Below are 19,482 nucleotides of genomic sequence, written 5' to 3'. Positions count from 1 at the left end.
AAGCAGTTGTAAATAAAAAAAGCCCTAAGGCCTTCTTTATTCAACTGATAAAATAAAATAGTAAATTGGCTGATTGCCTTTATAACATTGCAAATCAATATCTGAATATTCTTCATCCAGTTTATTAACCATATTATCTACCTTTTCTTTATCGCAATCTTCCCCATAGAAAATAGTAATTAATTCACTGTCATTGTCAACCATTTTGCTTATTAATTCTTCACAAACACTATAGGCATCATCACCAACATTTGTAATTTTGCCATCCATTATACCTAGAATATCACCCTTTTTTATTGAAAGATTATCTGTCTCGCTTTCTCTTACGGCATAGGTAATGGAACCTGTCTTTACAGTGCCTATGGCATCATTCATATTTTTCACATTTTCCTTAGAACTAATTTCAGGATTAAACACAGTAATTGCTGTAATTCCCTGAGGAATAGTTTTTGATGCAATTACAATAACGTTCTTATCACTAAATTCTGCTGCCTGTGTGGCTGCCATTATTATATTTTTATTGTTTGGAAGAATATATATATTTTCTGCATTTATTTCATTAATGGCATTTATAAAGTCCTGAGTACTTGGGTTCATAGTTTGACCGCCTTCAATAACTTTATCTATGCCTAAGTCTTTCAGTATATCAACTATTCCGTCACCTGCTGCAACAGAAATAAATGCATTTTCTTTATTTACAGCAGTCATTTCTTTAGGTTCTTCAGCAGTACTGCTTCCACTTTCATCCATATCCTCTATACCAAGAATATGTCTGTGCTGTTCTTTCATATTTTCAATTTTAATTTTTGTTAATTCTCCAAGCTTTACAACTTTTGATAAAATCAAACCTGGATCATTGGTGTGAATATGAACTTTTACAACATCATCATCACTAACTACTACCATTGAGTCACCATAATGGGACAAATCCTCTTTAAAGCTTTCTATATCATTAACGCTGTTTAAAATAATAAATTCAGTGCAATAACCAAATTTAATATCAGTTTTGCCTAAATTCTTTGCTGCAGAAACATTTTTTGATGCTTTGCTTTCTTTTAAGGTTATATTATCAAGATCATTTAACAAAGCCTCATACATTCCTGTTAAAATTATTAATAATCCCATTCCTCCAGCATCTACAACTTTAGCTTGTTTTAGTACAGGAAGCATTTCAGGTGTTTTATCTAAAACTGTTTTACTGTAGTTACATACTTCATTAAGCAGCTTAGTAATATCCTTTTCTGTGCTCTTCTCGGCACTTTCACCAGCAGCTCTTATGATTGTCAGTATTGTACCCTCAGTTGGTCTCATAACTGCCTTATAAGCAGATTTTCTTCCTTCAACAAGGCTCTTTGCAAATTCTTCTGAATTTATTTCATTTTTGCCTTCCAGTCCCTTGGCTATTCCCCTTAGAATTTGTGAAAGAATAACACCACTGTTACCTCTTGCTCCCATTAAAGCGCCTTTTGCTAATTTTTTAGACATTTCTCCTAAAGATAATTCCCTTAAATTTTGTATTTCACTAACAGCACTTCTGAAAGTCATTGACATATTAGTTCCAGTATCACCATCAGGAACAGGAAATACATTTAAGGAATTTACATAATCCTTCTCTGATTCCAGCTTATTACTGGCATTTACCACCATATTATAAAATCTTTGTCCATTAATTTTTAAGTGTTCCATTTATGCAATACCCCCTAAACCCTTACACCTTGTACATTGACAGTAATACTGGATACTTTTAATCCAGTGTAATTCTCTACATTATATCTAATCTTTTGAATTATATTATTAGCAATTACAGATATTTTAGTTCCATATTCAACAATAATGTATAATTCAACAAATAATTCATTATCCTTTGAGTGAATCTTTACACCTTTGCTTAAGCTTCCACCTTTGATTAGTTCCCATAAACCGTCTGTTGCATTCTTAGAAGCCATACCAACTACGCCATAGCATTCCATTGTAGATACTCCTACTATGTTAGCAATGATTTCTTCAGAATAATTTACTGTTCCATTTTCATTAACAATATTTCCTATCATATATATTAACCTCCTTCTACTCAGGTAATCAGCAATAAAGCTAATTATTTTTATAAACAATAATTTCAATGTTATAATAAACATAAATAAAGTCATTTACTTAAACACATTATATTTCATATTTTATATTAAATTAAGAATTAATTCAAGGAAATATATAAATAAACAGAGATTTCGCATCTAAATTCCAGTAAAAGATTTACTTTTACTGGAATTGTATTTTATTGTACTTTCTTACATGGCTGGTAAATCAACAGACCGATATGTCGAAAAAATAGTTATAATTACCCTTACCCTAAGAAATTTTAATAATCGATTTCCAATTTTATTTTTATATTAAGTCTTTTTAAATATTGGATTATTCCAGTTGTCATCTATAGTAAATCTTTCATCTTTTATATCTTCAATAATATCTATTTGAAGCATCCGTTTCTTTCTAAAACCTCTGATACATCTAAAAAAATATAACTGCATCAGATTAAACGCTATAATTATAAACATCAGTACTGTCTCTACGCCCGTAGGGCTATGAAGAAAGCAATGATCTAAATGCCATTCTGTTTTAAGCTGATGAAAGGCATTATTTTCTATATCCCACCTCTTGTGCATTATCTTCCACAAGGTTTCTACTGAGGCAAATTTGTCTGTTGTTATAATCCAGCCTTCTTTAATTTCTACCTTATCTCCAGTATGAATTTCTTCTATAAACCTTATAAATCTAACTTTGATAGTCGGATCTGATATTTCAAAATTATCTTCATCCCAAGCTTTAATTTTGGTATAGTCTTTACTTCCCTGCTTTACAATCCATTTCTTATCAGCCTCACGGCGCTTAAATAGAGCTAATGCATCCTTTACAATGAGAAGACGCTCATCTTTAACTCTTACTACTGCATTCATTCCTATTGAAAGGACTTCTTTTATCCAAGTAGATTTACAATATAAAGCATCAGCTACTATAATATCGGCAAAATGGTGATATTTACGATATAATTTTTTTATTAATCTTATACCTCCGGTGATTTCACCTTCATCTTTATTCGAACTATCTTTCTTAGGTTCAAGCATTTCTTGTCCTAAAATAACATGGGGATCCGAACCTACGGTAGTACAAACTACAGATCTGTGGAAATGACGAGTAGTGCCATCCTTATTCTTTCGTGAAAGACATTTGTCACAAAATTTTTTAGCACTTTCAAATAATTCTACACCATCTACAGCAACTACCTTTAAGCCATCTATGGTACCATTTCTAAATATCTTATTTTTTATCGTAGTTCTAATTATACTATCATGAATATTTTTCAAACCATTCAAATCAAAATCACTTAAGCAGCGCCTAACGGCATCAATGTGAATCATTTTAGTGTTTTTAGGTAATACTTTTTTAAATTTACCTTTTTTAAGCCAATGCTCTAACCTGTTGAAACTTCTTATTTGAAGCATAAATCCAAACAAAACTACAAAGGTGATTGTTGAAATTTTTACTAGAGATTTTATCTTTTTATCCTCTAAGGTATTGATTTTTTCACCTATATCGTATACTTTATTAATATAGGTGAGCATTTGTTTTAAATAACTTTTATTCATCTTAAGGCATCCTTTCTATTGTGTTGTGCAAAACTATTATAAAAAGGATGCTTTTATTATGCAAATTTTTTTTATAATTTCCAGTAGAAATCGGATTTTACAATGTTTTTATTAAATACTAGCAAATCAATATAAATCAGCGGGCTGCGCCCTAAAACTTTTTTAGGTGCTAAACTTCTGATAAATAAATAAGCTATTTCTGTTATCAATCTCTATATTACACTTGCGTAATATACTCTTTATGTGGTAAAATAATTAATGTTTGAATTGTAAAGACTATCCTTTGCAATTATAAGGAGGTGTTTAATATGTCAAGAAAATGCGAAGTATGCGGAAAGGGAATTATTGCCGGTGTTCAGTATAGCCATTCTCACCGTCAATCAAAAAGAACCTGGGCTCCGAATATTAGGAAGGTAAAAGCTATAGTTGAAGGGACACCAAAAACTATACACGTTTGCACAAGATGCTTACGTTCAGGTAAGGTTCAACGTGCTATATAATATTCATAAAGTAAAAAAATGCAGTTTGTAATTGCATTTTTTTATTTTATAGTTTTTTAAATCATATTATCTTTTCCTTATAAACAATTTAAATATAGCAGATAAGAATTTGGGTAATTTTACTGCTACAATTTTCATAACATCACTCCTTTATTTGTGCTCCACCAAGTACCACCCTAAAAAAACCAATGCAAATCCTACTGCTAATAAAAGTCCCCAAAAAGGGATAATAACAGCAATGACTATACCAATACCAATAGATGCAACTATGAAACCCATCTCACACTTCTTACCTATACGATTCCAAAAATCAAATTTATATTTTGACATAATTATTATCCCATAAATTAATTCAATATTATTATATGCAGAATATTTTATAGTGTTACAAAAGGCCTTCTATTTGTATAAAAGGCCTTTTGTCAGTCTTTGCTTAGGATTACAGCTAAGACACCACTATTAAATTTAATATTTGCAGATTCAGAAATAAATTCATTTGATATGGTTAATGAATCCCCAATGGTCAGATTATAATTATCTAACTGATATTTAACATCATTTAGTGTTAATCCTGAAACTGTACCATTATAGGCTAGTAAAGAAAAATATTTATAACCCTTATTTCTTAAAATAAATGAATGTTTTTTAAGAAATATATTATTATTATCATCTTTTAAAACAGCTTCAATATTTTTATTTAAACAATAGTATAAAATATTAATATTACCCATAAAATGATCTATTCTGCTGCCAGTGCAGCCAAGTAATATAATATCGGTAGCTTTTAGCTGAATTGCTTTTTCAACAGCTAAAAATGTATCTGTAAAATCCTTTTTGCTTGGGTATTTTATTATTTTGCAGCTGCTATTTTTAAAGTATTCAAATACTTTTATATTAATTGAATCAAAATCACCTATGAGATAATTTGGAATAATTTTATTAAAATATAAACAGTCAGCGCCACTATCAGCACATATTATAATATCACTATGTTCAATTTCACTTTTAAGCAGAGCATATGAGGGTGCTTTCCCTCCTGATATAATAACTGCTTTCATTATAGTTTACTTCTCAGTGCATTAATATTTTCTTTAATGTTATGATTTTTAAATACTGCAGAGCCGGCTACTATAATTTCTGCCCCAGCTTCAACAACATTTTTAATATTGTCCTCGCCTATTCCACCATCAACCTCTATTTTCAAATGCTTATTGTATTTATTGCTTAATTCTTTTAAAGATTTTATTTTATCATAGCTGTAATCTATAAACTTTTGTCCCCCAAAACCAGGGTTTACAGTCATGATTAATGCCATATCAGCAGTTGTCATGATATTTTCCAAGGCACTCACTGGAGTCCCTGGATTTATAGCAACTCCTGCTTCTGCTCCTAAACTTTTAATGTAGTTCAAAGTTCTGTCTATATGCTTATCAGCCTCATAATGAACTGTAATTATATCTGCTCCTCCATTAACAAAGTCCTCAATATATCTTCCAGGATTATCTATCATTAGATGTACATCAAATGGAAGCTTTGTATATTTTCGTATGCTTTTTATCACTGGAAGTCCAAAGGAAATATTAGGCACAAAATTGCCATCCATAACATCAATGTGTATTAAATCTGCCCCTCCATGGTTTAAACTTGTAATCTCCTCACCTAATTTTGAAAAATCTGATGATAGTATTGAAGGTGATATTTTAATCATATTTATTCCCCCTATCTTTTATCTCCTGTAAAACTTTTAAATAAAAATTATATCTTCTTTTGTTAATAGACCCATTATTCACAGCTTCTTTAATGGCACACTGGGGTTCTTTGTTATGCTGGCATGATGAAAACCTGCACTTTCCCAAATATTCATTAAATTCAGGGAAACAATACTGCAGGTTATCCTTATTTATTTGTGATATATCAATAGAGGAGAATCCTGGTGTATCTACAATGAGTCCTCCGCCAATATCAGTTAATTCACAGTGCCTTGTAGTGTGTTTACCCCTTTTATGTTTATCACTTATTTCGCCGGTTTCCATAAGCTCTTTACCTGCTATTTTGTTTAAAATTGTTGATTTTCCTACTCCGGATGGACCACAGAACACACTAATTTCTCCCTTTAAATTTGATTTTAATTCATCTATACCTATATTTTCCTTTGCCCTTGTAAATAATACATCATATCCTGCTTCTTCAATCATTTTAATAATCTGCTGTTCTTCATCATGGTATCCTAAATCAAGCTTATTAAAGCAAACTTTGATTTTTAAATTATTTACTTCACAAAATATTAAAAACTTATTTAGAAGTTCCTCATTTATATCAGGGTTTTTAACAGCAAAAACTACTATTGCCTGAGTCACATTTGAAACAGCAGGTCTAATTAATTCTGTAGTTCTTTTGTGAATTTTATTTATTGTTCCTTTATTATCTATGCATTCAATTGTAACCTTATCTCCAACCATAGGAGTAAGCTCATTAAATCTAAACTTACCCCTTGCCTTACATTCAACTATTTCATTGTCAGTCTTAACATAGTAAAATCCACTTATGCCCTTAACAATAATTCCTTCATATGTTTTGATCATATATCCTCCATATCAATGCTGAGAAAATTCTGTTACTATTGCTGTTTAGGTGGTGTAGGTGTATCAGTACCTGCAGGTTTATCTGCAGGTGTTCCTGAAGGTGCTGCAGGTGTTGCAGGTTTTGTGTCTTTTCCAGGTTCAGATGCTCCGCCACTGTTATCTTTGCTGGCTGGTGAAGCTGGAGGAGAACCTGCAGCTGCATTGCCGCTGCCGCCTGAAGGCTGTGTTGTTGAAGAAGCAGGCTCAGGCTGCTTATACTTATAATACTTTACGCTAATGACAGTTCCTTCTTTTACCTGACTATCTGGATCAACACTTTGTTCAAATATTTTGCCGTCCATGCTTTTATCAGTAGTATTCTCGGCAAAAGTACTTCCCAGTTTAAGATTAGCATTAGCAAGCATATTACCAGCCTGATCTAATGTGGTATTTTTTAAATTTGGAACCTTTGTGCTCTTATACTCAGAGCCTTTACTTACAACTAAATCTACAACTGTATTTGAATCAATTGGACTATCAGCACTTGGAGTCTGACTTATAACATTATCCTTTGCTACTGCATCACTATACTGATAAGAAACATTCCCAAGCTTTAATCCATTACTGCTTATTATATCTTTAGCTGAAGCTAAATCCATATCAGTTAAATTTGGCATGGTGGATGCGGTCTCCCCTGAACTAATATAAACTCTTACATCTGAATTTACTTTGACCTTTGTGCCTTCCGCCGGATAACATCTCGTTACTGTTCCAGCTGGTTTGCTGCTTTTTTCAGTACCAACCTCAACGTAGTTAAGTTTAGCACTTTCAACCTGCTTTTTTGCTTCATCCTTATTAAGTCCTACAATTTTAGGTACTTCTGCATCAGAAGATGCACCTCCAAATTTGTTGTTTGCCAATACCCCGGCAACCACACCAATTATTAAAATCAATAAAATAACAGCTGCTGAAATTATCTTCTTTTTCTTTTTTGAAGATTTAGGCGGTTCATCTTCCTCATCATAATCATCTTCATCATAATCCTCTTCATCATAACCATCTTCTGGTAAATCCTGATTTGGATTTTTCTTTTGGTTTTTTCCTATGGCATTGTTTATTGCAGATGCATCTAACACCCTTGTAGCATCTTCATCAAAATTATTAACTTCTATATCTAAGTCCTGATTATTATTAATCTTCTGCAAATCCACAAGCATTTCACGTGCGGATTGATATCTTTTAATAGGCTCTTTTTCTAATGCTTTTAAAATTAATTTATTTAAGCTGTCTGGTATTTCATTAACTATGGCTTTTGGCTCAACTATTTGCTCCTGAATGTGTTTTAATGCAATAGAAACCGGGCTGTCAGCATCAAAAGGGACTTTCCCAGTAACCATTTCATACATAACAACTCCTAGTGAATATATATCTGTTCGAAAATCAACATAGCTTCCTTTAGCCTGCTCCGGAGAAAAGTAGTGTGCTGAACCTATTACCTTGTTTGAATTTGTTATTGTAACAGAATTTGAAGCCTTTGCAATACCAAAATCAGTAACCTTTACCAATCCATCATTTGTCATTAAAATATTATGTGGTTTGATATCTCTATGTATAATATTATTTCTATGAGCGCAATCTAATGCCTTTGCTATTTGTATTGATATTTTCACTGCATCGCTGGAGCTTAGTCTATGATTGTCATTTATTATTTGTTTCAATGTTTTACCATCAACATATTCCATAACTATATAATTAATACTATCCTGAGAACCTACATCAAAAATATTAACTATATTATTATCATTTAAACTGGCAACTGAAGTAGCTTCACCTTTAAATTTATCTACAAAAACTTTATCCTGACTATATTCCGGTTTTAAAACTTTTACTGCAACAAACCTGTTTAACAGAGTATCCTTTGCCTTGTAAACAAAGGCCATTCCGCCTTCGCCAATCTTTTCCACTACCTCATATCTATTTCCCAAAAGAGTTCCTATCATTTTCACACGCTCCCTCAAAAATAATTACAGATATATTATCTCTTCCATCTTTTTCTTTGCTAACATTTATTAGTTTTTCACAAGCCGCAGGGATTTCATTATTGTTTACTATTTCTAAAATTTCCTCATGAGATAAAGAATTTGTAAGTCCATCTGTACATAAAATTACTTTTTCTATATCTTTCATATTGAAAAAAAATGTGTCAACTTTTACACTATAGTTGGTACCTAAGGCTCTGGTAATAATATTTTTATTGGGATGGGTCTTAGCCTCATTTTCTGTAATACTTCCCATATCAACCAACTGCTGAACTAACGAGTGATCTTTTGTTGCTTTATGGATTTTGTTATTAAATATTATAAAGCAGCTGCTATCTCCAACATTAGCTACAACCATTTCACCATTTTTTACAATACATGCAGTTATAGTTGTCCCCATTCCTTTGGTAGAGGAATCTGATTGTGCCAGTTTAAATATCTTTCTATTTGCCTTTTCAATAGCATTTACCAGTACATTTTCGATGTCAATCAAATCATTACTTTCCCAATTTTCAGCTTTTATATATTTCATTGTTTCCTCTACTGCCATTTTGCTGGCAACTTCACCTGCATTATGACCGCCCATGCCGTCAGCAATGATGTATATACTCTTGTATTTATCCTCGTAATAATCTAGATAGTCCTCATTTACACTCCTTACATTACCTATATCTGAGAAAGTCCCCACCATGATAATTACACCCCTTTTTCATTTTTTGCTAAATATCTTCTTCTTAACTGTCCGCAGGCAGCATTGATATCCGACCCCATTTCCCTTCTAACTGTGGTTTCAATTCCATAATCATTTAAAATTTTCGCAAAAGAAGATATACTATTAATATTTGATTTTTGTAAATTATTTTCCACAACCTGATTCACAGGTATTAAGTTCACATGACAAAGCATACCCTTTAATAAATTCCCCAGTTCATTAGCTGTGTCACTGCTGTCATTAACATCTTTAACTAAAGCATACTCAAATGTTACTCTTTTGTTGGTCTTATTTATATAATAATCGCATGCACTTATTAATTCTTTTATTGTATACTTATTTGCAATGGGCATCATTTTTCTTCTTATGTCATCATTAGGAGCATGAAGTGATATAGCTAGTGTTACTTGTAAGTTTAAGTCTGCTAGTTCATAAATTTTTGGTACTATTCCGCATGTAGAAATAGTTATATGTCTCTGTCCTATGTTTAATCCATATTCAGAATTAACTATTTCTATAAATTTTATTATATTTTCATAATTGTCTAATGGCTCCCCGCTTCCCATCATAACAATATTTGAAATTCTTTCCTTTATTATTTCTTCAGCTCTTAATATCTGCCCTAATATTTCTCCATTTGATAAATTTCTCACCATTCCGTTTATTGTAGAGGCACAGAATTTACACCCCATTCTGCAGCCTACTTGTGTTGAAACACATATGGTATTTCCATATTTATATTTCATAATGACAGATTCAATTATATTTCCATCTTCATACTGAAGCAAAAACTTTATTGTATCATTATCCTTGGATTTAAGTACTTCTACTGCCTCAGGCACATCTATATAAAAATATTCATTTAACTTTTCCCTTGTAGATTTAGGAAGCAGATTCATATTTTCAAAGTTCCACACTCCCTTGTAAATAGAATCAGTTACTTGTTTTGCCCTGAAAGAGCTCTCCCCATTATGGGCCATCCACTGTTTCAGATCTTCTAAATTATAATTAAGTATATTCTCCATTATATCACCTATACTTGTTTTCTAAGTTTGGCAATGAAAAATCCATCCATATACTCATTAGGTAAAATACACATGGTACCATTAGGATTATATATTATATTTTCCAAATTTCCTAAAAAAATTGGTTCAAGTATAAAATTCTTATTATTCTTTAAGAACCAATTAATATTACCTTCATTTTCTTCTTTATTTAAAGTACATGTTGAATATATCATTATTCCGCTGTTTTTTAAATATCTTGATGAATTCATTAGTATATTTCTTTGAATTTGAAGTATACTATTCAGCTCATTAATATTTTTATTCCATTTTATTTCAGGCTTTTTTTTAATAATACCAAGCCCGGAACAAGGAACATCCAGCAATATTCTATCAGCTGTGCTTATATACTCTAAATTTAATTTAGATGAATCCATTTCAATACATTTTATATTAGTAATCCCTAATCTTGCTGCATTTCACCTTATCAATGACAATTTGTTTTTGTGCACATCAAATGCCACTACTTTACCTGTATTATTCATTAATTCAGAAATATGGGTTGTTTTCCCGCCTGGAGCACTGCACATATCATATACTGCCATATTTTCCTGTAAATCCATACATGCTGCAGGCAGCATTGCACTTTCATCTTGTACAGTAATATATCCATTTAAAAATAAAGGATTGCTTTCTATGCTTTTCCCTTTATTAATTATTATTGCCTCAGGACATATACAGCCATCACTAATATCATATCCCAAATCTATTAATTTCTGCCATGTATCCTCATAATTTGACTTAATATTATTTACTCTTACAGTAGTTTTTGGAGTTATATTTAAGCTTTTTAGTATGTACTCAGCTAATTCATTTCCATATTGCTCAATAAATAGTTTCACCATCCATTTTGGAAATGAATAATTATAACACAAATTATCAATATAATTTAAATTTAATGATTCATTTTTATCTCTTAAATAACTCCTTAAAACTCCATTTACAAATTTTGAGCCATAATATGAAACTCTTTTAGATAAATTAACAGCTTCATTTACAGCAGCAAAATCAGGTATCTTATTCAAATATTTTAATTGGAATATTGTTATACGCAGAATATTTAAAATCCTGCTGTCGACTTTATCTATACCCTTTTTAATGAATTTATTAAGTATTTTATCAATAGTATATTTATACCTTATAGTCCCATAAACTATTTCTGTTACTAAAGATTTATCCAAATCATCCAAGCTGCTGGATTTGAGATTATGATTTAAAGCAATATTTGAATAAGCACCTTTAGTAAATATATCTTCCAGTGTTTCAACTGCAGTTTGTCTTGCATTGTTCATCCTAATACCTCATATTTTTAATCGTTTCTTCTATTGCTTAATACAACTAATCTTAATAGCTGAGCAATTGCTGTTAATGCTGCTGCAACATAAGTCATAGCTGCAGCACTTAATACAGCCTTTGCACCACTTATTTCCTCATCATATAAAATATTTCTATCTCTTAATATTTTTATAGCTCTGCCTGAAGCATTAAATTCAACAGGCAGCGTAATTAACTGAAATAAAACCACTGCTGTAAATAGTAATATGCCTATGTTCATTAATTGGGGTGAATTAAAGAATATTCCAACTATAAACAATATCCAGGAAGCATTAGAGCTAAAATTTACAACTGGTACTATTGAATTTCTAATGGTCAAAGGTGAATAACTGATTTTATGCTGAATAGCATGACCAGTTTCATGAGCTGCAACACCAATTGCTGCAACAGAAGTACCATAAAATACATCCTGTGACAGCCTCATAACTCGATGCTGCGGGTCATAGTTATCCGTTAATTTTCCATTAATAATTTCAACAGGTACATCATAGAGTCCGCTGCTATCCAATAACATTCTTGCTACCTGAGCACCAGTATAACCATTGATACTTCTTATCTTAGAATATTTATTATATGTGGAAGAAACTTTAAATTGCGCCCATGCAGCTATAATTAAAGCAGGTATCAAAATAATAAAACTTGAATCGTAAAACCACATAATTATTCCTCCTTTAATATTACATAACCTATTATTAACTTATTCTCCTAATATAATTCCTGAATTAAGATTATGTCCTCGCAAATATTCTTCAACTGTAAGGGGTTTACCTCCCGGGAATTGAATTATATTTATATTTAAAAGTCCAGTGCCGCATATAACCTTTATTCCGGCTTTATCGATTTCTAGTATTTTCCCCGGAGTACCATTTACATCTTTATCAATTATTTCTGATTTATATATTTTCATTATATCTCCATTATACTTGGTATATGCAACTGGGGACGAACTTAGACCTCTTATAAGGTTATGAATGTTAATATTGTCTTCCTTCCAATTTATATATGCTATAGACTTATTCAGCATCTTAGCATAAAAAGGGCAGTTTCCCTGCTGTTTTTCTCTTACTATAGTATTATTAACCAGGCCATTTATAGTATCTTCTAAAAGCTTTGCACCGTCATTCATTAATATATCATGAAGTTCTCCAAAGTCCATTTCTTCTGATATTGGAAATTCGCTTTTTAAAAGCATATCACCGGTATCAAGTCCCTCATCCATAAACATGGTTGTATTTCCTGTAAATTTCTCTCCTTTTATTATTGCCCAGTTAATTGGTGCTGCACCTCTGTATTTAGGAAGCAGAGATGCATGTAAATTTATGCAGCCGTATTTTGGTATATCCAATACTTCCTTAGGAAGTATCTGGCCAAATGCCACAACAATAATAAAATCAGGATTTAATTTTTTTATATATTCTATTGATTCTGTATCATTTTTTAATTTTACAGGCTGAATTACAGGTATATTATTTTCGAGTGCAATTTTCTTAACAGGAGACATAGTAATCTTATTTCCTCTTCCCCTTGGCCTATCAGGCTGAGTAAATATTGCTTTTACTCCAAATTTCTCAATTAGCAGCTTTAAGGAAGGAACTGCAAATTCTGGTGTTCCCATAAATATCAAGTTCATCGCACACTATTCCTCCTTATTTATAGTTTTATCTATAAATAATATACCATATAAATGGTCTATTTCATGGCACAGTGCCCTTGCCATAAGTCCTTCTCCACTTACAATAACTTCTTCACCTTTTTCATTCAAGGCTTTTACCTTCACCTTATAAGGTCTTTCTACGCTGCCTTGTGTTCCAGGAATACTTAAGCATCCTTCAACATCAATATCTTTTCCTTCTTTATAAATTATTTCAGGATTTATTAATTTATATAATCCTTCTCCAGTGTCAACCACAATAACTTTTTTAAGTATACCTACCTGAGGTCCTGCAAGACCTACTCCATTTTCGTGATACATTGTTTCAGCCATATCGTCCAAAAGTGTTAACAATCTATCATTAACCTCATTTACAGTTCTGCTTTTTTTCCTTAAAATCTCATCACCAAGTAATCTAACATTTCTTAATGCCATTTTAATTCCTCCATTAATTAAAGTAAGCTGTTTGGATTCATATCCAAACTAACTCTGATTTCATTTTTACTGCCTTGTAAAGATTTATATGTCAAATTTTTAATTCCTTCAGCTAATTCATTATCAATCTGTCCTTTTAATATTATCTGCCATCTGTAATTTTCTTTTATTTTAGAAATTTCACAAGGACATGGACCTAACATTAGAATTTTATCATACTTAATTATAGCATTTTTTAATATTATACCAACATTTTGTATACATTTTATTAACAAATTTTCATTTTTACTTGCAAAATTAAGTAGTAATATTTGCGAAAATGGAGGATAATCCATGCTTTTTCTCAAAGATATCTCATTTTCATAAAATGACATATAATCATTTCTGGCAGCACACTGAATACTTTTATCCTCAGGGCTGTAAGTCTGGATAATAACTTCTCCTTTTTTCTTTCCCCTTCCGGCCCTTCCTGATACTTGTGTTAATAATTGGAATGTCCTCTCAGATGAAGTATAGTCTGGCATATTTAATGACAAATCTGCTGCCAGCACTCCCACCAAAGTAACATTCTCAAAATCCAGTCCCTTTGCTATCATCTGAGTACCTATTAGTATATCAGCTTCATGATTTTTAAAACTATTATATATATTTTCATATGAATTCTTTTTCCTTGTGGTATCAAAATCCATTCTTAATGTTCTGGCCTGTGGAAAATACTTTTTAACTTCCATTTCAATTTTTTCTGTACCAATGCCAAAATATTTAACATAATTACTTCCACATTTAGGGCATACTTTTGGTACATTTATTTTTTTACCGCAATAGTGACAAACTAAACTTTTTTCATTTGCATGATAGGTTAAAGATATATCACAATTATCACATTTGAAAACAAATCCGCATTTTCTGCATGAAACAAATGTTGAAAATCCTCTCCTATTTAAAAACAAAATTATTTGTTCATTTTTACTTAGCTTTTCTTTTATTCCATTAAAAAGATCCTCACTAAAAATTGATCTGTTATTTTTTAAAAGTTCCTGACGTAAGTCTACAATTTTAATATCAGGCATTTCAACACCATCAACTCTTTTATCAAGGCAGATATATCTAAATTCATTTTTTCTTGATCTGTAAAAAGTCTCAATTGATGGTGTGGCTGATCCTAAAACAAGTTTACATTGTTCAATATCACATTTCATTTCAGCTATTTCTCTGGCATTATATTTAGGGTCACTATCTGATTTATAGCTATTTTCATGTTCCTCATCAATAACAATCATCCCCAGATTATTAAAAGGCAGAAAAACTGCTGATCTAGCACCTATTGCAACCTTAACTTTACCCTCCTTAATTCTAAGCCATTCATCATATCTTTCTCCATCTGAAAGTTTACTGTGAAAAACAGATATATCTTTACCAAACCTGCCCTTAAATCGTTCTACCATTTGAGGAGTTAATGATATTTCCGGCACAAGAATTATGCTGTCTTTGCCTTTTTTTATCATTTCACTTACCAGGCTCATATAAACTTCCGTTTTTCCGCTGCCAGTAATTCCATGAATGAGGAACTTGTTATAATCACTATTTAATATAGTTTCCACAGCTGTCTGCTGCTGTGGATTAAGTATTTTTCTGCTGTACTTATTATATATTCTATCATTATATCTATTTATAATCATACTGCGAAGCAATAGATATCCATGTTTAATCATTGTATTGATAGATGACAATGATAAATTAAACTTTTCCTTTAATTCTGACCTGTTATATATTCCATTGTTATTTTTAACAATATTATAAATGCTCATATATGTATCATTTTTATATCTGCCTTCTGGACTTTTACCCACTGTAACTACCATTTCAACTTTACTTTTGATATCCTTAAAAATCGTGGATGGCACTACAGCCTTAATACATTGAATCCTAGTACATAAATATTTTCGTTTCATTGCGTTTATTAGCGTAATATCAGTATCTCTCAGTATTGGAAAGTCATCGCTTATTTCTATAATTCTTTTAATTTTGTCCGCATTTTCAAGTTTAACATCATTAAAAAGCTGAAATACTATTCCGTAAATTTTAATATTACCATTTCCAAAAGGTACCTTAACCCTATGACCAATTCTAATGATATTTTGAAACTTTTCTGGTATTTCATAGGTAAAAATTCTATCTAAAGCTGCTGCATCATTATTAATTACAATACCTGCATATTTATACACTACATAATCACCCTATCAAAGTATAGTAAAAGAGGCACTGCATCATTTAGAAATATGAGTGCTGGCCCCCTTGTAATATATTTACTTTCTATATATTATTTATTATGTCAAATAATTCTTTTGCAACCTGCCTTTTTGTCATAGTATCCAATGAAATTTTTTCTCCGTTCTTACATAGAATTGTAACCTTGTTTAAGTCACTTGCAAATCCAGTTTCTCTACTTGTTATATCATTTGCAACTATGTAATCCAGATTTTTCTTTTGCAGCTTTTCACGGGCATTATTGATTAAATTACTGCTTTCTGCTGCAAATCCTATTAGTTTCTGATTTTTCTTTTTGCTGCCTAAAAATTTTAGAATATCTATGTCCTTAACAAATTCTAAATTAAGAATGTCATCCTGTTTTTTTATTTTTTCAACACTGTACATTTTAGGTTTATAGTCTGCAACTGCAGCACTTTTAATAACTATATCAGAATCATCAAATTCAGAAAGTACAGCATTTAACATTTCCTCATTGGTATTAACTTTAATTAAATCAACTCCAAAAGGAGCATCAAGATATGTCGGACCACTGATTAAAACAACCTGCGCCCCTCTGCTTTGAGCCTCTTCAGCTATTGCATATCCCATTTTACCAGTAGATCTGTTTGATATAAATCTTACAGGGTCTATTGGTGCAATAGTTGGTCCTGCGGTAACCAGCACTTTTTTCCCGGCCATATCCTTTTTAGAGTTTAATGCATTTAATATAATGCTTGTGATTTGATCTGTATCAGCTAATTTTCCTTCCCCTGTATCCCCACAGGCTAGTCTGCCAGAAGCAGGATTAATAAACTTATAACCTAAATCTTTAAGTTTTTTAATATTATTTTGCACTATGGTATTTTTATACATATTAGTATTCATAGCTGGTGCAATAAACACTTCAGCGTTAGTTGCCATAACTGTAGTACTAAGCATATCATCGGCTATTCCATTTGCAATTTTTCCTATAATATTTGCTGTTGCAGGAGCAATTAACATTATGTCTGCTTTTTTAGCCAGTGAGATATGTTGAATTTCAAAGGCCTTTGGTTCAGAAAATGTATCAACTGAAACCATATTTTGGCTTAAACTTTGAAAACTCAGTGGTGTGACAAATTTTACAGCATTATCTGTCATTATTACATGAACTTCAATACTGTTTTTAATAAGTCTGCTAACAATATCTAAGGCTTTGTAAGCCGCAATACCGCCAGTGACTCCCATAACTACAGTCTTTTTGCTATTACTAATCATTTTATACCTTCCTTAACTCTTTCGTATGTTACCTTTCCTTCATCTATTTCATTAATAGCAATTGAAACCGGCTTGGTAATGTCAGTGTCTATTAATGGCTCATCTCCCTGAATTAGCTGGCGTGCCCTTTTAGATGTAACAGCAACTAATGTATATCTGTTTTCAACTTTTTTAAGCAAATCAACTATTGATGGATTAATCATAGAGTTGCTCATGAATCAAACCCTCCTTTGAATCTAGAATCATGTCTTTTATTCTATCAACTCTGCATTTTTCAGCAGTTAATATACTTTCAATTTTTAAAACCGCTTCATCCACAGTATCATTAACAACTGCATAGTTATATTTTGATACATAATTTATTTCCTTATAGGCTGATTTAAACCTGGTCATAAGAGTTTCAGGAGTTTCGCTTCCTCTATTAATTATTCTGTTTTTTAATTCTTCCATAGAAGGAGGCAAAATGAAAATAAATATACCTTCTGGGTAATTCTCCTTTACTTTTAAAGCTCCTTGTATATCTATTTCTAAAATTACATCATTACCTTTATCCAAGCAATTAAAAACCCTTGATTTTGGGGTACCATAATAATTTCCATATACTTCTGCAAATTCTAAAAAATCGCCTTCATCAACCTTTTTTAAGAATTCATCCTTTGTCATAAAATAGTAATTAGTTCCTTCAAGCTCTCCATTTCTTGGAGCTCTGGTGGTTGCAGAAACAGATAAACAAAAATCATTTCTTTTAAGCAGTGCTTTGCAAATGGTTCCTTTACCTGCACCTGAAGGTCCTGAAATTACAATTAAAAGTCCGCCCTGGTTCATTTTTCATCAACCTCATCAATACTTTCCTCTGGATCATCATCCTTAGAAGATAATCTATGGGCAACAGTTTCAGGCTGAACTGCCGATAAAATTACATGATCGCTGTCTGTTATTATTACTGCTCTGGTTCTTCTGCCATATGTAGCATCAATCAGCATACCTCTATCCCTTGCTTCCTGGATAATTCTTTTAATTGGTGCAGATTCCGGACTAACTATAGCTACTAATCTGTTGGCAGATACAATATTCCCAAATCCAATGTTTATTAATTTAATACTCATATGTTTCCTCCTACCTCTATTCAATATTTTGTACTTGTTCTCTTATTTTTTCTATTTCATTTTTTATATTTAAAACAGTGTTGATAATTTCTATATCTGTAGATTTTGATGCTATGGTATTCGTTTCTCTATTCATTTCCTGAACAATAAAATCCAGCTTTCTGCCAACAGATTCATTTAAACCAATAGTGCTTTTAAGCTGCTCTAAATGACTGTTCAGCCTGACAATTTCTTCATCTACACAGGCTTTATCAGCAAATATTGCAACTTCCATAGCAATTCTGCTTTCATCAATCTGCCTGTCACCTAATAATTCTCTTATTTTTTCATTTAGCTTTTCCTTATATTCACTGATTATTACAGGTGATTTTTCCTCTATTTTGTCAACATAGCTTTTTATAAAATCACATTTATTAATAATATTATCCTGCAGTTTTTCACCTTCATTTGTCCTCATTGTTATAAGCATATCCAATGATTCATCCAAAGCGGGCTTAAGTGCATCCCAGATTTCATCCATATCTTCCTCAGCCTGATTTAATGTTATAACCTCCGGGAATTTTGAAACCAAGCCAAGAGAAACACCATCACTAATGTTATATCTATTTTTGATTTCATTTAAACATTTCACATAACTATCTCCAAGAGCTTCGTTAAAAACTGCAGTCATATCAGCTCTTCCGTAACTGCTTTGTGTTACAAACAAGTCAATTTTACCCCTGCTGACTTTATTTGAAATAGTTTTTCTCACTCTATCCTCAAGAGAAAAAAGATTCTTAGGCATTTTAATGTTTAAGTCCAGATATCTGTGATTAACGCTTTTTATTTCTACTATGAAGCTTCTTCCATTCTTGTCAAAGCTGCCTCTCCCATAACCAGTCATGCTCTTAATCATTATAATACATCCTTCCAAAACAACTAATTCATAAAA

At 31.5% G+C, this 19,482-nt stretch carries 20 protein-coding genes and 1 pseudogene; 1 reads left to right on the top strand and 20 read right to left on the bottom strand.

Features of this window, described 5'->3' with window-relative positions; translation table 11 throughout:
- Positions 1-36: 36 nt before the first annotated feature.
- The 3 genes from EQM05_RS07755 to EQM05_RS16160 all read right to left on the bottom strand — a co-directional run bounded on the left by EQM05_RS07755 (position 37) and on the right by EQM05_RS16160 (position 3,641).
- Entirely contained in the window at positions 37-1,686 is a 1,650-nt protein-coding gene (locus tag EQM05_RS07755; RefSeq protein WP_128749502.1) for a DAK2 domain-containing protein, read from the bottom strand.
- Positions 1,687-1,700: 14 nt separating this feature from the next.
- Positions 1,701-2,051, bottom strand: a complete 351-nt coding sequence (locus EQM05_RS07750) for an Asp23/Gls24 family envelope stress response protein (protein WP_128749501.1) — start codon at positions 2,049-2,051, stop codon at positions 1,701-1,703.
- Positions 2,052-2,387: 336 nt separating this feature from the next.
- Positions 2,388-3,641, bottom strand: coding sequence for a transposase (locus EQM05_RS16160; protein WP_128748581.1), 1,254 nt, complete (start codon positions 3,639-3,641; stop codon positions 2,388-2,390).
- 308 nt (positions 3,642-3,949) lie between these two features.
- Here EQM05_RS16160 and rpmB point away from each other — a divergent pair, with 308 nt between their 5' ends.
- A complete protein-coding gene (rpmB, locus tag EQM05_RS07740; RefSeq protein ID WP_128749500.1) occupies positions 3,950-4,141 on the top strand; it encodes a 50S ribosomal protein L28 in 192 nt (63 codons plus the stop codon).
- Positions 4,142-4,291: 150 nt separating this feature from the next.
- Here rpmB and EQM05_RS07730 read toward each other — a convergent pair whose 3' ends face one another.
- The 17 genes and pseudogenes from EQM05_RS07730 to EQM05_RS07650 form a co-directional block, all read right to left on the bottom strand.
- Entirely contained in the window at positions 4,292-4,471 is a 180-nt protein-coding gene (locus tag EQM05_RS07730; RefSeq protein WP_128749499.1) for a hypothetical protein, read from the bottom strand.
- A gap of 92 nt (positions 4,472-4,563) precedes the next feature.
- The gene (locus EQM05_RS07725; RefSeq protein WP_128749498.1) at positions 4,564-5,199 is read right to left on the bottom strand and encodes a thiamine diphosphokinase; all 636 of its coding nucleotides are present in this window, start codon (positions 5,197-5,199) and stop codon (positions 4,564-4,566) included.
- Positions 5,199-5,849: a ribulose-phosphate 3-epimerase gene (gene rpe / locus EQM05_RS07720; RefSeq protein WP_128749497.1), complete on the bottom strand. Its 651-nt coding sequence runs from the start codon at positions 5,847-5,849 to the stop codon at positions 5,199-5,201. Before rpe ends, EQM05_RS07725 begins: the two co-directional genes overlap by 1 nt.
- Complete coding sequence (gene rsgA / locus EQM05_RS07715) at positions 5,842-6,723, bottom strand: ribosome small subunit-dependent GTPase A (RefSeq protein WP_128749496.1); 882 nt, start codon at positions 6,721-6,723, stop codon at positions 5,842-5,844. The genes rpe and rsgA overlap by 8 nt, the downstream gene beginning before the upstream one ends.
- Before the next feature lie 35 nt (positions 6,724-6,758).
- Positions 6,759-8,702 (bottom strand): Stk1 family PASTA domain-containing Ser/Thr kinase, encoded by a 1,944-nt coding sequence (gene pknB / locus EQM05_RS07710; protein WP_128751064.1) that lies wholly within the window; start codon positions 8,700-8,702, stop codon positions 6,759-6,761.
- Complete coding sequence (locus EQM05_RS07705) at positions 8,677-9,432, bottom strand: Stp1/IreP family PP2C-type Ser/Thr phosphatase (protein WP_128749495.1); 756 nt, start codon at positions 9,430-9,432, stop codon at positions 8,677-8,679. Before EQM05_RS07705 ends, pknB begins: the two co-directional genes overlap by 26 nt.
- 5 nt (positions 9,433-9,437) lie before the next feature.
- On the bottom strand, positions 9,438-10,478 hold the full coding sequence (rlmN, locus tag EQM05_RS07700; protein ID WP_128749494.1) for a 23S rRNA (adenine(2503)-C(2))-methyltransferase RlmN: 1,041 nt from the start codon (positions 10,476-10,478) through the stop codon (positions 9,438-9,440).
- Positions 10,479-10,486: 8 nt separating this feature from the next.
- Positions 10,487-11,809 (bottom strand): annotated as a pseudogene (rsmB, locus tag EQM05_RS07695) (16S rRNA (cytosine(967)-C(5))-methyltransferase RsmB).
- A gap of 17 nt (positions 11,810-11,826) precedes the next feature.
- Positions 11,827-12,510 (bottom strand): zinc metallopeptidase, encoded by a 684-nt coding sequence (locus EQM05_RS07690; protein WP_128749493.1) that lies wholly within the window; start codon positions 12,508-12,510, stop codon positions 11,827-11,829.
- Between the two features lie 39 nt (positions 12,511-12,549).
- On the bottom strand, positions 12,550-13,482 hold the full coding sequence (fmt, locus tag EQM05_RS07685; RefSeq protein ID WP_128749492.1) for a methionyl-tRNA formyltransferase: 933 nt from the start codon (positions 13,480-13,482) through the stop codon (positions 12,550-12,552).
- A gap of 6 nt (positions 13,483-13,488) precedes the next feature.
- Positions 13,489-13,938, bottom strand: a complete 450-nt coding sequence (def, locus tag EQM05_RS07680; protein WP_128749491.1) for a peptide deformylase — start codon at positions 13,936-13,938, stop codon at positions 13,489-13,491.
- 17 nt (positions 13,939-13,955) lie between these two features.
- On the bottom strand, positions 13,956-16,163 hold the full coding sequence (gene priA / locus EQM05_RS07675; RefSeq protein WP_128749490.1) for a primosomal protein N': 2,208 nt from the start codon (positions 16,161-16,163) through the stop codon (positions 13,956-13,958).
- Positions 16,164-16,251: 88 nt separating this feature from the next.
- A complete protein-coding gene (gene coaBC, locus EQM05_RS07670; protein ID WP_128749489.1) occupies positions 16,252-17,445 on the bottom strand; it encodes a bifunctional phosphopantothenoylcysteine decarboxylase/phosphopantothenate--cysteine ligase CoaBC in 1,194 nt (397 codons plus the stop codon).
- Positions 17,442-17,660 carry a DNA-directed RNA polymerase subunit omega gene (gene rpoZ / locus EQM05_RS07665; protein ID WP_128749488.1) on the bottom strand — a complete coding sequence of 73 codons (219 nt, stop codon included), beginning with the start codon at positions 17,658-17,660 and terminating at the stop codon, positions 17,442-17,444. The genes coaBC and rpoZ overlap by 4 nt, the downstream gene beginning before the upstream one ends.
- Positions 17,641-18,270, bottom strand: a complete 630-nt coding sequence (gene gmk / locus EQM05_RS07660; protein WP_128749487.1) for a guanylate kinase — start codon at positions 18,268-18,270, stop codon at positions 17,641-17,643. Before gmk ends, rpoZ begins: the two co-directional genes overlap by 20 nt.
- A complete protein-coding gene (locus EQM05_RS07655) occupies positions 18,267-18,551 on the bottom strand; it encodes a DUF370 domain-containing protein (RefSeq protein WP_128749486.1) in 285 nt (94 codons plus the stop codon). Before EQM05_RS07655 ends, gmk begins: the two co-directional genes overlap by 4 nt.
- A 16-nt stretch (positions 18,552-18,567) precedes the next feature.
- A complete protein-coding gene (locus EQM05_RS07650; protein WP_128749485.1) occupies positions 18,568-19,446 on the bottom strand; it encodes a YicC/YloC family endoribonuclease in 879 nt (292 codons plus the stop codon).
- Positions 19,447-19,482: the final 36 nt, after the last annotated feature.

This window comes from Clostridium sp. JN-9 (genome assembly GCF_004103695.1).
Taxonomy (GTDB): domain Bacteria; phylum Bacillota; class Clostridia; order Clostridiales; family Clostridiaceae; genus JN-9.
The sequence above is the reverse complement of the archived record's forward strand: the minus strand, read 5'-3'. Positions and strand labels throughout refer to the sequence as shown.